Source organism: Paenibacillus sp. FSL H8-0175 (assembly GCF_045040615.1).
Lineage (GTDB): Bacteria > Bacillota > Bacilli > Paenibacillales > Paenibacillaceae > Paenibacillus_AQ > Paenibacillus_AQ odorifer.
Genome location: NZ_CP150299.1, coordinates 3,015,107 through 3,029,118, shown reverse-complemented (window position 1 = coordinate 3,029,118; position 14,012 = coordinate 3,015,107). Strand labels below are relative to the sequence as shown.

At 42.1% G+C, this 14,012-nt stretch carries 13 protein-coding genes; 4 read left to right on the top strand and 9 right to left on the bottom strand.

Translation table 11 applies throughout. The features are described 5' to 3' along the window. Positions 1-51 precede the first annotated feature (51 nt). On the top strand, positions 52-780 hold the full coding sequence (locus tag MHH46_RS13205) for an SDR family oxidoreductase (RefSeq protein ID WP_076126029.1): 729 nt from the start codon (positions 52-54) through the stop codon (positions 778-780). A 171-nt stretch (positions 781-951) separates the two neighbouring features. On the opposite strand, the gene MHH46_RS13200 is transcribed toward MHH46_RS13205, so the two are convergent. The 7 genes from MHH46_RS13200 to MHH46_RS13170 form a co-directional block, all read right to left on the bottom strand. Next, the gene (locus tag MHH46_RS13200; protein ID WP_076126028.1) at positions 952-2,343 is read right to left on the bottom strand and encodes an alpha/beta hydrolase; all 1,392 of its coding nucleotides are present in this window, start codon (positions 2,341-2,343) and stop codon (positions 952-954) included. A 514-nt stretch (positions 2,344-2,857) separates the two neighbouring features. Continuing rightward, a complete protein-coding gene (locus MHH46_RS13195) occupies positions 2,858-3,580 on the bottom strand; it encodes a sensor domain-containing protein (protein WP_076126026.1) in 723 nt (240 codons plus the stop codon). A 154-nt stretch (positions 3,581-3,734) separates the two neighbouring features. Beyond that, positions 3,735-4,874, bottom strand: a complete 1,140-nt coding sequence (locus tag MHH46_RS13190) for a toxic anion resistance protein (protein ID WP_076126025.1) — start codon at positions 4,872-4,874, stop codon at positions 3,735-3,737. Between the two features lie 24 nt (positions 4,875-4,898). Continuing rightward, positions 4,899-6,587, bottom strand: coding sequence for a VWA domain-containing protein (locus tag MHH46_RS13185; protein ID WP_076126024.1), 1,689 nt, complete (start codon positions 6,585-6,587; stop codon positions 4,899-4,901). A 13-nt stretch (positions 6,588-6,600) separates the two neighbouring features. Then, positions 6,601-7,344, bottom strand: a complete 744-nt coding sequence (locus MHH46_RS13180; RefSeq protein WP_076126022.1) for a hypothetical protein — start codon at positions 7,342-7,344, stop codon at positions 6,601-6,603. A 151-nt stretch (positions 7,345-7,495) separates the two neighbouring features. Next, entirely contained in the window at positions 7,496-8,737 is a 1,242-nt protein-coding gene (locus MHH46_RS13175) for a molybdopterin-dependent oxidoreductase (RefSeq protein WP_076126021.1), read from the bottom strand. A 51-nt stretch (positions 8,738-8,788) separates the two neighbouring features. Next, positions 8,789-9,667, bottom strand: a complete 879-nt coding sequence (locus MHH46_RS13170) for a LysR family transcriptional regulator (protein WP_076190160.1) — start codon at positions 9,665-9,667, stop codon at positions 8,789-8,791. A gap of 115 nt (positions 9,668-9,782) precedes the next feature. Here MHH46_RS13170 and MHH46_RS13165 point away from each other — a divergent pair, with 115 nt between their 5' ends. Continuing rightward, positions 9,783-11,072, top strand: coding sequence for an adenylosuccinate synthase (locus MHH46_RS13165; RefSeq protein WP_076189928.1), 1,290 nt, complete (start codon positions 9,783-9,785; stop codon positions 11,070-11,072). Positions 11,073-11,214: 142 nt separating this feature from the next. Here MHH46_RS13165 and MHH46_RS13160 read toward each other — a convergent pair whose 3' ends face one another. Both MHH46_RS13160 and MHH46_RS13155 read right to left on the bottom strand, forming a co-directional pair. Then, complete coding sequence (locus tag MHH46_RS13160; RefSeq protein ID WP_036686376.1) at positions 11,215-11,403, bottom strand: hypothetical protein; 189 nt, start codon at positions 11,401-11,403, stop codon at positions 11,215-11,217. Positions 11,404-11,522: 119 nt separating this feature from the next. Further along, a complete protein-coding gene (locus MHH46_RS13155) occupies positions 11,523-12,764 on the bottom strand; it encodes a stalk domain-containing protein (protein WP_076189927.1) in 1,242 nt (413 codons plus the stop codon). 187 nt (positions 12,765-12,951) lie between these two features. On the opposite strand from MHH46_RS13155, the gene MHH46_RS13150 reads away from it, so the two are divergent. After that, entirely contained in the window at positions 12,952-13,248 is a 297-nt protein-coding gene (locus tag MHH46_RS13150; protein ID WP_340395678.1) for a GNAT family protein, read from the top strand. Continuing rightward, positions 13,245-13,961, top strand: coding sequence for an FAD-dependent thymidylate synthase (thyX, locus tag MHH46_RS13145; protein WP_076189926.1), 717 nt, complete (start codon positions 13,245-13,247; stop codon positions 13,959-13,961). Before MHH46_RS13150 ends, thyX begins: the two co-directional genes overlap by 4 nt. The last annotated feature ends 51 nt before the right edge of the window (positions 13,962-14,012 follow it).

Sequence of the window (14,012 nt, the reverse complement as noted above, 5' to 3'; positions counted from 1 at the left end):
ATAAAAACAAAACTTAATAAGTCCAATTAACTATGAACGGAGAAGATAAATATGTCCACTATTTCATTAAAAAACCAGCGCATCGTCATTATCGGAGGAAGCTCCGGAATAGGGCTTGCAACTGCCAAACAAGCGATTGAACAAGGCGCAGCTGTCATAATCGCTGGGCGATCACAAGATAAATTAGAGAAAGCTCAACAGCTTCTGGGGTTCGATTCTGTTGAAATTCATGCACTAGATAATCAAAATGAACAGGACTTGAAGGATTTCTTTGAAAAAATCGGCGTTTTTGACCATTTGTTCACTCCGGGAGCCTCCTATGTTAGAGGACCGATTACTTCTAGCTTGGAGATTGCACACAGTTGCTTTAATGCAAAGTTCTGGCCGCAATATAATGCTGTAAAGCATGCCATCCCTTTTATCAACCCTACAGGCTCCATTGTTCTTATGTCCGGCGCATTCAGCCAACGTCCACTTGCAGACGGTGCCTCCTATGCAGCTTGTAACGGCGCGATTGAAAGTCTGGGAAAAGCATTAGCAGTAGAATTGGCTCCGATTCGGGTAAATGTCATCTCCCCTGGAACCATTCATACCAACTTTAATTGGGAAGGCGCAGAACAGGAAACTAGAGACAAGGCTTACGACGAATATACGAATATCAATATCCTTGGCAGGGTGGGTCATGCCGACGAAGCAGCGCATACAACGATTTATTTGATGACCAATAGCTATACAACAGGAAGTACTTTATTTCCGGATGGGGGATATATTTTGCGATAAAAAACAGTTGAGTCAATAAGTTGGAAACGCTACTTATTGACTCAGCTTCTTTAGTTTAAAGAGTCAGGGAGAAATTCCCTGATTATCAGCCAGGGGATCATTTCCCCTTAGTTACGATCATAGTAAATTCAAAAAAGGAGCATAATCTCAGTTGAATTTTAATTTCTATGACTACTTCGTATTAAAGATTATACTTATGGAATCCTCCTGAATCTCCTTAATTGTATATATACCGATTTTTTCAGCAGCGCTCACTAACGCTGAGATATACTCAGGAGTTGTATTTAATTTCCGAGCAGAAAGCTTCAGATTAATGGAGAACTCATCCCCGTTCTCGTCAACATCAAGAGATTTCACATAAACTTTAAATACCTTTACATAATGCTCATAGTTAACCAAATGTTCTTCAGTAACACCTTGAAATGAAACATTTACTTTCAAGGATTCCGGCTTCAGGAAGCTCACCTTACCTGCCTTGTCTACCTGCCCTACTTCAGGATTCAACACTTGATATTCAACTCCGTCAAGGATTGTAAAATCCATCCCGTTATCCATAGTGACTAGTAAATTAAGACGTATATCGATAGCTTCTGGTCCGATTAATGTCAGATAGTCACTTACTTCATGCTTGATCGATTGTCCAGCCTCTTTCCCGGCGAACATAATCAATGGACTATGTACACGTCTATTCCATGACTTCTCTTCATGTGTACCCAAACGGTCCATCTGAAAGAATAGATCCTTCCCTAATACAAATCCCTTTGACTTTAGTACAGTTACAAGCGGATCAATTGGCATTCCTTCGGTTACGCCCATGTCGAGCCAAATCTTCAATGCAGGCTTCCCGGACTCTTTCGCCAACTCATCCAATAGACGCCCATTGCTTACCCAAGTGGCAGGGGATAAAGCCCCTATCGCTGAGAAGGTCTCCGGGTGCTGATACCCCATCCATAAAGCCTGAATAGCACCGAATGACGATCCCATTATCATCCGGTGATCCCGATCGGGAATGGTCCGGTAAGCACCATCCACATAGGGAATAACTGTATTGATAAAATATTGGGTAAATTCGGCTGCACTCGCTCCATCCGAAGGAATAGACTCGTCCGGAAATGGAACATACTCCATTCCCCGTTCTGATCCATCACTTGAAGCGACTCCTATCACGATAACCTTCTCCATGGTTCCATCAGCAACGAGCTGATCAATGATCTCCTCAACTCTCCATTCTTTGCCTAAAGAGCTGGTATTTGTATTGAAAATATTCTGCCCATCGTGCATATACACAACAGGATAACGCTCACTGTCAGCTTCATAACCTGCAGGTAAATAAACAAATATTCTCCGCTCACCTATATTTTCTATGTGCACAGTACCTTTTGCCGCCCCCACATTGGTTGGGTTCTCCGATGCATTAGAAGTATTGCTTATCGTTGGATTGGGGGTTGGTGATGTAGCAACTTTTTCATTTACATTTTCGTTACTGGAACATCCCGAAAGCGCTAACAAAACTAATACTGCAAACCCCAAAAAGCTCCATCTAAATAATCCATTTGAATGCATAGAACCCCTCCTGATTTTTTGTTCAAACGTTTTCACAACTCTTATTATACAGGATTTATATGGGATTATGAACATTTTTTCACAAGTTGGAAAGCGTTATAAAGCGCTCAAGTTTAATTGTATTTCATACAACTATAATCCAATAGAACGCTCGATCACTGGATATAAGTGTATTTCATGCAGCTATTTTCTGAAATTACTCCCTTATAAGTGGATTCTCTAGTTTTTAGTTGTATAAAGTGCAGTTAAAGTCAGGATTATTCTTTGGGCACTCGAAATAACTGCACAAAGTACAGCTATTTCGCAGATTCCATCAACATCCCTCACCAGTAACCGACACTAAAAAAAATCAATGAAGCAATCAGGCAGCCTCCACTAGCTCATCATTTGCAAAAGCAAACCTCCCCGCAGACCAAAAACACCAGACAATGATTCTTCACGAACTGAAGGATCATTGTCTGGTGTTTTATTCTGATTCAGAAAGGGTTGTTTAGCGACAATCTCTTCTTTCCAATTAGTACTGTTGTCTTTCCTCGTAGGATACGAACAGCATTCTACGTTGCACATCCATAAGCATACGAATTACCCAACTTGCTAACAAGGAAACAACAAATCCAGCTACTACATAGGAGATATATTGTTGAGATAATGTCCAGTCGATCTGGAACAAAGCAAACACACTATTCTCTAAAATGTTCAAATCCATGGTTTGCAAGAAAATCTGGTGCAGCACAGGTAGTGTAATCAGGCCCAGGGCAGCCGCTACTACAGTTACTGTTATTGAAAAGAATATAATGCTGGATACGAATCGCCCCATAATCAGCATGACGTTACGGGCAAACTTCGCTCCATGAAAACCTAACTTCATTCGTTGCAGGAAGCCCGCTCCCTCTAGCTGCATATCCGATCTGGCCTCTTCACTAGGTCTAGGAATATCTAACAATGATCTGACCAGCTCTTGCTCAAATTGTACGATGTAATCCAATCCCTTAGCTACTGCAAAAAACAAAGGAATTCCGATAAATATTGGGGTTAACGCAATGGATAACGTCAGCCCTGTCACCATAAACACGAAATATACAATCGTAAGCGGCAAAGAGATTAAGAAGTATAAAATACTCCGATATGTCTTTGGACTTGCTCCACGTTTGCGCGTTTTAGATTGGGGTTGTGATTCTGCTGGAATATGCATGGAATCAAGAGCTCCCATCGGCATAGTGTATAACTTATCATTCATTTCTATTGTCCTTTCTCTCACGTTTTTCAATTAATCTCATTATACGTGGGAAAAAGAAGGCTCAAAACAGTCTTGGGGCTGGAGTCATACCAGACTAAAGGCTAGGATTTGTTGCTCAAGGCGCATAATTAACCGGATTTATGATTTTGCTAGGCTACAGCCCCAACTTATTTCCCTTTTCCAGCCGCACAATCTGCTGTTCGCCATTATCTGCCAGCTCTCTGAACTGATTAATGGTTTCACGCATTTTGGGGAGAGCTTCCTGCTTATAAGTACTGATGGAATCGAGAGCGGATAGCACATCTGTAAAAGCTTGCTTTAATGTATCCACTGAAATACTTGATTCTAACGACTGTTTATGGATTTCCGCCCCTTGGTTTTTCAACATTTTTGAGGTACCGCTGATCAGGCTATCGGTGGTTTGATTTAAAAGTTCGATCTTTTTCAAAACAATTCGTTGATTATACAGCGCACTAGCTACCGTAACCGATATTTTCAAGGCAGACACGGTAACATTTCTAGCTCTGTCCACCCCTCTGATCAGCTCTTTATTATTTCGAATAACCACTTCTATGGCCATAATTCCTTGTTGATTCACTACAAGCATCTGTTGCAAATCCATGACACGCTGCCGCAACGGAAAAAGCACTTCTTCTGTAATGAACCGAACTTTCTCCTCATCCTCATCACGCAGCTTAGCCGCTTCCAGTTGCGTCTCTATTTCCTGATCCATCAGCATGCCGAGCTGAATTTCTTTTTGTAGCTTTTTTGTAAGTTCCCGAAGTGCCTGTTGCTCAAATTCCAGCGTAGTATTGTCGTTCTTCAAAACGGTCTTACCCTTGTCTAAAGAAATTATAATATCTGAAATGACAGCATCCGCCTTTTGATATTTAGCAAAATAACTACGTAATGGATTAAAGAACTTCCCAAGAAAACCCGTCTTGGCAAAATCTACTGCACTGGGATCCAAATCCTTCAGCTGGAGATTAAGCTCCGTCAAACCTTTTGCTACTTGGCCGCCTTCATCCCCTGTCTTTGATAAATTCCCCACTGAAACCTGCAACAGGGAGTTTTTGTCCGAAGAGGATCTCATCGTTTCCATACCGAAGCTATCAATGGATTGCAACACCGCTTTCCGCTTATCCAGTGACTCTAAATTCAGATCCAGAATGGCGGAGACATTGTTTACTGCCAGTGCTTTCAGTTGTGATACTTCCTCAGGCTCAGGTTTGACCTGCTCTTCAATTACAGATTTCAGCTTTTCCTGACTTACGACTTCCATAGTAAACGACATAGAACCCCTCCTATAAAAAATAGCTTACATTTGAACATTGAGCAGGTTGCCAATTTTATAGACTACATCATCTGTATCTGCATTGATGTTGGCCGCTTCATTTATACTCGAAATACTCTCAAGCGCCTTGATATTCGCATTGTAGCCAATCGTGTAAATCGGGATTTTGTAGGTCTCAATAAGACCTCTGATATCATTCAAGGAATGCCCTTCATTGGTCTCTCCATCACTTAATACAAAGATCAACGGCTTCAAATCCGGATTTAGCTGTAATTCCGTTTGAAGCATATGGATGGCTACCGCGATCCCGTCAAAAGTAGCCGTCCCCCCATTTGCTTGAAGACTATCAATCGCACCAACAAACATGGACTGCTGGTTCGTGTCATATTTTCCAATCGGAAGATTGATTGTAACGTTATCAGAGTAAGAGACAAAACCAATGCTGTTATCCTTGCCCAAGTACTTCTGGCCTGTTAATAAAGATTGCTTTAAGCGGTTCAAAGGTTCCCCGTTCATACTTCCTGAGACATCTGCCACAAATACTGCGGCGATAGGTTTATTGCCATTTTTCTTCTCTTTCCACAGCTTCTGAGCTGAGGATATGAGACTGCCATCCACTGTACTAAGCTCTGATTGGTAATCATTAAGACCATTGAAGCCTTTTTTCTCACCCAGCTCCTGGTATTTTTCCTGTTCAACAAACTCAGCAAACTTCTTAATAATATCGAGTTTTTCCTGAGGAAGATCACCCAAAGCATAAAGCGGGCTGTCATGTCTTACACCAAAAGGAGTGAATACATACCCCCCTTTCAAATCTGTTGCATTCACAAAGATCTGGTATTCTAAGACAAAAGCATCAAGCTTACCGGTTTTTGCAGCCTCTCGCATCTGTAAAGTGGTTGAGGCAATAAAGGGAACATTTGCTTGGAATTTCTCAAAGCCCTGCACCGCTTGCTCACCAAGTAAGTCTGAACCGCCAAACGTCCCAAGCGCTGTTACCAGAAAGTTTAAACCCGTAGAACTGGCAAAAGGGTCGGTATAGCCCATTGATAATTCATTATTTGCTATGGCGTCTGTAACCGTCTTAACGTTTAAAGAACCGTATTTCTCTATTAGTTCATCATATTTCGCCTTACTGGTAACAATACCAGCTACATTTCCTACAAGGCGTTTAGTGATTAGCTGAGTGTTCATCCCGTTTGCTTTTACCATTTCGCCCCACAACTCATTTGATGGGGTAAAGGCATCTGGCACATACTTCCCAGATCTTATGTAATCTGTCGCTGTACCTGAAGCAATATTACGGATTTTCACAGAAACGTGACTCCCGTTCACCTCAATATTAGAGTTGTTAAAATCTGTGGCAACTTCATTTAGCCAACCATCATTACCCGTTCCTGATTTCTCTGTAGAAGAGAATATCTCTACAAAGCTATCTGTTGTATTGTCTACGGATACAGGAAACTTTGAGATATCTGGTAATGAATCCCCAATCGCAACAGGATCCAGGTCAATCTGGCCTTTAATTTGCTCAGCAGTGGTCACGTTTATGTTCTTATATAGCTTCTCAAGCTGCTTCCCCGCATCTTCGGAAGAAATCTGGGTTTTGGTTTTTCCTATATTAGAAGTCAAGGTGATTCCAAAATACACGAGAGCAAAAACTACCACCGTAATGGTCCCTAAAACTGCTACTGTTTTTCCTTTATTAGCCATACACTTCTCCCCTTCATTGCTTATAGAATTTCGTCTGCTTGATCAGCTCATCGATTTCCTTCATACAAGGCATCTCTTCAACATCTGTATAATCTGTACTGTCAAGTAGCGATATTTCCAGCAGCAGCTTATCCAGCTTCAGCAGAATCTCTTCATTTGCCCCAAGATACCCTGTTACGTAGGCTAAATATTCATTGTACAAAGCTGTCTTTTTTTGCACCAGTTTATCTGAGAACTGCGAGGGTCTATGCTGGCTGGAGAAAAGGGTGAACTCTGAGGCATCAAATACACTGAGTTTATTCAGAATCCCTCGAATGTTCAGGTAAAAAAGCTTTGCTACTTCATAACTGACTGCATTAAATTTTTTGAAGCTAAGTTCAGTGGATTCGAATCTCTGACCTAAAACATCTAACAAGGTACTTCTCTTCTTTTCCATCCGGGATATCTGATCTAGAGCAAGCGCAATGTCTTTTTTCAGCACTTTGACATTTTTGTATTGAGTAAGCGCGGCTATATAATCCTCATAAGATTTCAGTGTTTTCACAGCAGGGATAGATGAAGGTTTAAACAATAAAATATAACTTCCGTAAAGAACAACAAGTAGACTAACAAACAACAATGTCACACCTAAAGCTGTTTCAAATACACTGGTGCCTCCGATTTCCACCCCTAATAAACCTGGTGACAACACGATAATGTTCAGGAGTACCACACCGAGAATAAGTCCCAACAGCTTTATGGCTCTAACCCCGTTCATCACAACCACCTCCTGCATCCAGTCACTTCTATTGTATGGAGCAATTTCTGTTATTACGTCTCTTCATTTGCTATATGCTAAAAAAATAAGGAATTAATCAACAAAAAAACCTTAACAGGCAATAAGCCCATTAAGGTTAACGATCCCTATTTTATACCCACGCATCATTTGAATACCCGCGTTGCTCCCAATATCCCGTATGATCGCCTTCGATCAGCTCAATCCGGTTCAGCCACTTCACAGACTTGTATGCGAACATCTTCGGAACGATTAACCGTACAGGACCGCCGAGATCGCTAGGAATCGGCTTTCCATCATGCATTACCGCAACCAGCACATCATCCATGTCGGCTTGTTCCAATGTGAGCGTATCCGTGTATACACCATCACCCGAATAGAATTTCACAGTCTTAGCTGTGGGCTTCACACCGGCCTGACTCAAAAGATCTTTTAGCTTGATTCCTTCCCAGGTATTCTTATAGACTGACCAGCCTGTCACACAGTGAAAATCACTCACCTGAACGGTCCGCTTCAGCTTTACGAACTGTTCCCAGTTCCACTTGAAATTCTGCTCCACAAGCCCATCTATCGTAAAAGACCAATTGTTGTTCGTAAACTCTGGAATCGGAGTGACTGTGTAAACACGGAATTGTCCTTGCGCCCCTCCTCCGAGAGGGGGTGAGGATGCCGCCAGTGGCCGGGGTGCAGGCAACAACTGATTACGATCACTTTCGATCAGCTTATCAATTGTTTCGCTGCCCCCGATATTTCCAATTGAACTGCCGAGCCATTTTATAAACGATGGACCTATAGTGACCGCAAGCCCAACACCAATCGATCCGCGTATGAAAGCTCTACGTGTATAAACCGGCTGCGGGGTTTCCCGATGATTCGAAGGGCTGCCTGTCTCAATGCCGCTTTTCACTATCCGCCGGCTCGGTTCTTTAAGCCATTTTACCCGAGTCAAAGAATGATAAATAATATAAGGAAGGCCTATCCAGGTCAATAAGTCATGGACGACCAGAGCAACGTTCGATACATGTGGACCCACCACGCGGAATTGCCAGAGTAGCACTCCTGAAACGAACCAGCCGAGCAGCAATGAAAGTACAACGATTACATTAAAACGTTGCCAAGGCCGCTCCTTCAGTTGTTTCCAATGTTTCCCTGCCAGCAGCAAATAATAAATAACCGGAATAATCGAAGCAACACCGACCACGATATGAAGCCCTTTGATCCATACTCTGCCTTCCCCTAAGAAGCCACGCCAGAAGCCACCTACAAGTACAAGTCCTGTGAGCGTGAGCAACACAACCAGCCAGCCATTCCAGGTATGAAGCGCCCGAAGCTTTTTCCCGTATCCCTTGCGCAGCCGAGCCAGTAAAGAATTCATTACCTTTCCTCCTCTTCACTAGGTATGCTCAAATAGCTCTTTATCCTGATTCTACTCTAATAATGTTAGAAAAGACTTTGAAGCAGCTGTAAGAGGAACTCCACGCAGGGTAGCAATTCCTATGTTACGTTCTGGCAAAGGTGGGTCCAGAGGAATCTCGACAAGCTCACCTTTCTTCAATTCTTCGGTTACGTAATCACGAATAACAAAAGCAAGGCCAAAACCGCGTTTCGCAAACTGAACAAGCAAATCCACACTTCCCAGTTCAAATTCAGGTGTAATCGTCAGATGATTAGAAGCTAAAAACTGATCCATATACTTTCTGGTGCTCCCACCCGCTTCTAAGCATAACAACGGATACTGCTGAATGTCTGCAAGCGGCATGGTCTTGTCCGCCAAATGACGAAAACCTTTGCCCCCTACCAGGCAATCTTGAAGCTGAGTACTTTTGCGAAAATCAATCTGTTTATCAGATGTCGGCAAGCTGACGATACCAAAATCAATTTTCCCTTCTTTTAAAAGCGTAAGTGTTTCTGGTGTCGTTCGATTCGTAATATGAATGCGGATATTGGGAAATTGTTTATGAAATTGCTCCAAATAAGGCAACAGATAATATTTGCATAAGGTATCACTTGCTCCGATATGAATCTCGCCGCTGTTCAGATTGTTCATATCTGCGATCGCTCTTTCGCCCATGTCTACATGATGAAAGGCTTGCTCAATAAAGCTAAGCAGTACTTTTCCTTCTGTTGTTAGATCGACCCCGCGAGAAGTGCGAAAAAATAACGGGCCGCCCATTTTCTCTTCCAATTGTTTAATCGTGTGACTTACTGCCGGTTGTGTAATATTGAGTCGTTCTGCCGCAGCAGTTAAACTCCCAGTATTCGCTACCCAATAAAAAGAGCGATACCACTCCAAATTAATGTCCATCCCCACGTCATTACTCCACCTTATAATAGATATAACTTATATCAATTTTTCTAATGATTTAACTAGCATTATACTTAGTCCTGTAGCCAAAAACAAGCTTGGGAGGCGAAAACGCGTGACCGTAATTGCAATTGTAGGAGCAAACTGGGGCGACGAAGGAAAAGGAAAAATGACGGATGTGCTAGCTGCACAATCTTCCTTTGTCGTTCGTTTTCAAGGTGGTAGTAATGCTGGGCATACCATCATAAACCAATATGGAAAATTTTCATTGCATATGCTGCCATCTGGGGTATTTTATCCTTCCGTTACAAACATTATTGGACCCGGAACAGCACTTGATACAGAAGTATTAATAAAAGAATTGAAAGCTTTAACGGATAGAGGTGTGCCAAAGCCTAGATTATTCGTATCCGAACGGGCGCAAATCGTGCTTCCAATCCATCGTTTGTTTGATGAACTAGAAGAGGAACGTCTGGGATCTCAAGGATTCGGTTCAACAAAACGGGGAATCGCACCATTTTACGCAGATAAATATGCAAAGCTAGGCATACAGGTAGCGGATTTATTTGATACCGCCCGACTTGAGAAACGTCTTGAACAATTACTCGCTTCCAAAAATATCTTACTTGAGCATTTATATAAGAAAGCGCCGATCCAAATCTCGGAATTAATGATTCAGCTGCAAGAAGAAGCTGCACAGCTAGTGCCTTATGTAGCCAATACAACAGACTTGCTGCAAGAGGCTTATGCCAAGGGAGAGACTATCTTACTTGAAGGCCAGCTTGGGGCTCTGCGTGATCCTGATCACGGTATTTATCCTTACTCCACCTCCTCTTCAACACTTGCTGGGTTTGCACCTGTCGGTGCCGGTCTTCCTGCAGCAGCTATCACGAATGTCATCGCTGTAACCAAGGCCTATTCCAGTTGTGTCGGCGCTGGACCTTTTGTTACGGAATTAGAAGGGCCCGTTGCGGATGAACTTCGTACAAGAGGTGGCGATGCCGGGGAATTCGGGGCTACGACTGGCCGTCCTAGACGTATGGGCTGGTTTGATGCTGTAGCTACTCGTTACGGTTGCCAAATGCAGGGTGCCACTGAAGTCGTGTTGACTAATCTTGACGTGCTTGGTTATTTGGATGAGATTCCAGTTTGTGTGGCTTATGAGCTTGAAAATGGAGAGATCACCGACAAGTTCCCGGCTACGAATAAACTGAACTCTGCAAAACCGATATTCACGCATTTATCTGGCTGGAACTGCGATATCTCTCAGATCACCGACTTCGAAGATCTGCCAGAACAAGCTAAGCTTTACATTGATTTTATTGAAACCTCTATTGGCACGCGTATTACTACGATTTCCGTGGGTCCTAGACGCGAACAGGTCATTAATCGGATAACGAAATAATCATATACGTACTAAATCTCTGTAAAATTTAAAAGAAGCGCCTCTCTTATTAGAGAAGTGCTTCTTTGTTTTATTCATGAGAAGGGCTGCCTCATACGTAGAAAAATCCACTTTTGAGACAGCCTCTTTTTGTGTACTCTTTTTAAATCAACACGGCATCCACTTTCGTCTGCGGAGCCTTGTCACAGCGTTTACAGACCTTAACGACTGCTCCATCCGTTTTTTTCTTGGGATAAAGCAGCTTAATACGGGTGTTCTGACAGATTGGACAAGTCCCCCTGCCCCTTGATGGTAAATTCCAAAGTGCATGTCCACGTTTTGACTTTGCCATGAATAAACCCCTCATTTCGGCCAACAATAGTCAACACTTTAATTCTGAAAGTGCTTCTCCAAAATGATATGTCGCAAAGACAGGCTCTATGACTAAAGTAACGCAGAAGTTAGGAAGAATTAATTCGTATAAATCATGGAGACAACACCGTTCGTAAAGGTAACATAGTTATAATTACCATACTGCCAGGTCTCCACTTGAATGCCACTACCTGATAGTGTAGATTTACTTATTGGCTTACCCCAACTAAACTCCACTTGCTGCTTGGTCATCCCAGTAGCAACTATGCTCTTTTTAATCTTACTCCAAATCGCATCTGACCACTTATAGGTCTTAAATGGATCCGTTGTTAAGAAATATTCTTTATTTCCTAATGTACGGATCAACTCATCCCCCGACATTGTATAAGAGTTAAGAATTTGCCCCGTTGATAAAACCTTAAATGAAATGGCGAATTCACCTTCATAATCAGGTAGAATATCTACAATAGTGACTTTTTGGAACTTATAATCGGAGTCGAATTGATTGAGCCAATATGTTTTTCCAATGAACTTAACGAGGTTTCCTTGTTCTTCCTTCTTAAAAATCTGCGCAGTTTGTTTCGTATAGGCGAACAACTCTGCTTTGCCGAAGTAGATCTCCATCGTCTGATAATTTCCATCCCAAATTAACTCTGCTGACAGTGCAGTCTTTAAAAGCGTGGCAGGAAAAACTGTAGATCCGTCGATCTTTTGCACTTTACCACTCATTTTGACCTTCGCACCATTCACCATTGCAATATCGCTTCCGAGTTGAAGCTGTATTGGCAAATCACCTAGACGTATGCTAAAGATTTTAGTTGCTGTATTAACTTGGACTGTTGCTCCCAACGTTTGAAAAACCGATTGAACCGGCAAATACATTGTTCCATTAACAAATGCACCTTGATCAATATCATGGTCCGCACTGATCGAAACTTTTATTGTTTTGGAATCTGATCCTGAAATGACCGTTACGTTCGTTTCTCCTACCGCTAAGGCTTTCATTGTGCCATCGGCTTGTTTTTGCAGCAAATAAGGTTTTTCAATTACGACATTTGCTTGAGCTAATGGAACGCGTTCGGATATGCCATCGGCATCTTTAGCATAGATTTGTACCGGAACATTCTCCCCAACAGTGATTTCGGTAGCATCCATCTGAAAAATCAAATCTTCAACCTGCGGATTGCCTTCATTGTATGATGACGAAACTGAACTGGCACTCCGTAAAATACTACCTTGATCGTAATCGACGTTACGCGTATCTGCCGCCTTCACTGTATGTATTGGACCCAACATAGATACTGCTAACGCTGCAGTGATGCTCCATTTAATAGCTTTCATTTTCCTTACATCCCCCTCTAAATATATAAACCTTAATTACTGTATCACAATTCCACAATTTTACTAGAGAAAAATTTACAGAAATATTTTTTTGTATTTCTAGTGAATTTACTCCGTGATAATTACAGAGTCTTCCATTATAATCATGGATTAGGAGGTATTAACTCATGGAAATAATAGCCGACAGATTGATATTAAGAGATTATACAAGCAATGGGAGATTGGCTGGGTTCTACTGCCGGAATACTGGAAAATGGGCTATGCGACAGAAGCCGTCAAAACACTGATAGGCTACGCCTTTAGCTCTCTTAATGCCCATAGAGTCGTTGCCTATGCCAATGCAGAGAATCTTCAATCTGAAAAAGTTATGATTAGAGCAGGAATGATTAGGGATGGAATCCTCAGAGAGACTAGATTTTGCAATCAACAATGGTGTGACGAACTCATTTACTCTGCTTTGGAACAGGAGGCTACATTAAATTGACAACAATCAAAGTTTTAAATGAAGGTTATGTAAGATTAGTAGATCATATGGGCTCAGATTTAACGGTTGCTAACGCTGCGCGTGTTTCTTATGCAAAACAATCTTTTGAGCTTAGTAATCGGGATATTAAACTAATAAAATTCCTTGCCCGTGAAGGACATACCTCTCCTTTCCGCCATGCCATCACTCAATTTGAGGTTTATGCCCCATTAATGGTTGCGAGACAGTGGTGGAAATACGTAGTCGGTTCTGCTCATTACGAAGGTACTGGAGATAGCTTGGAAGCCTGGAACGAATCCAGCCGCAGATACATAACCGAAGAACCCGTTTTTTATCAACCTGCTGCGGGAGAATGGAGATCCAAACCAGAGAATTCCAAACAAGGCAGTGGTGACATCATTGCATGGGAGCTTGGTGAAAAATACACCCGCGAGCTTCAAGAATACACCGAGTTAGGATTATCTAAGTATGAAGCCGCTTTAGCAGATGGCATATGTGCTGAACAAGCAAGACTGTTTCTACCTGCTTATGGATTATTCGTTCGTTGGTACTGGACAGCTTCAGTTCAATCTGTAGCTCATTTTTTAAATCAAAGACTGGAGCATGACGCTCAGAAAGAAATTCAGGAGTATGCAAAAGCAATTTTATCGCTAATTGAGCCACTATTCCCTGTCTCTTTTGATCAGCTGCTGACTACCGGCTCTGTAGATTAATTTAATTTCCTTATATAAAAAAAGAGCCGCCAAACCCTTGGCGGCTTCTCC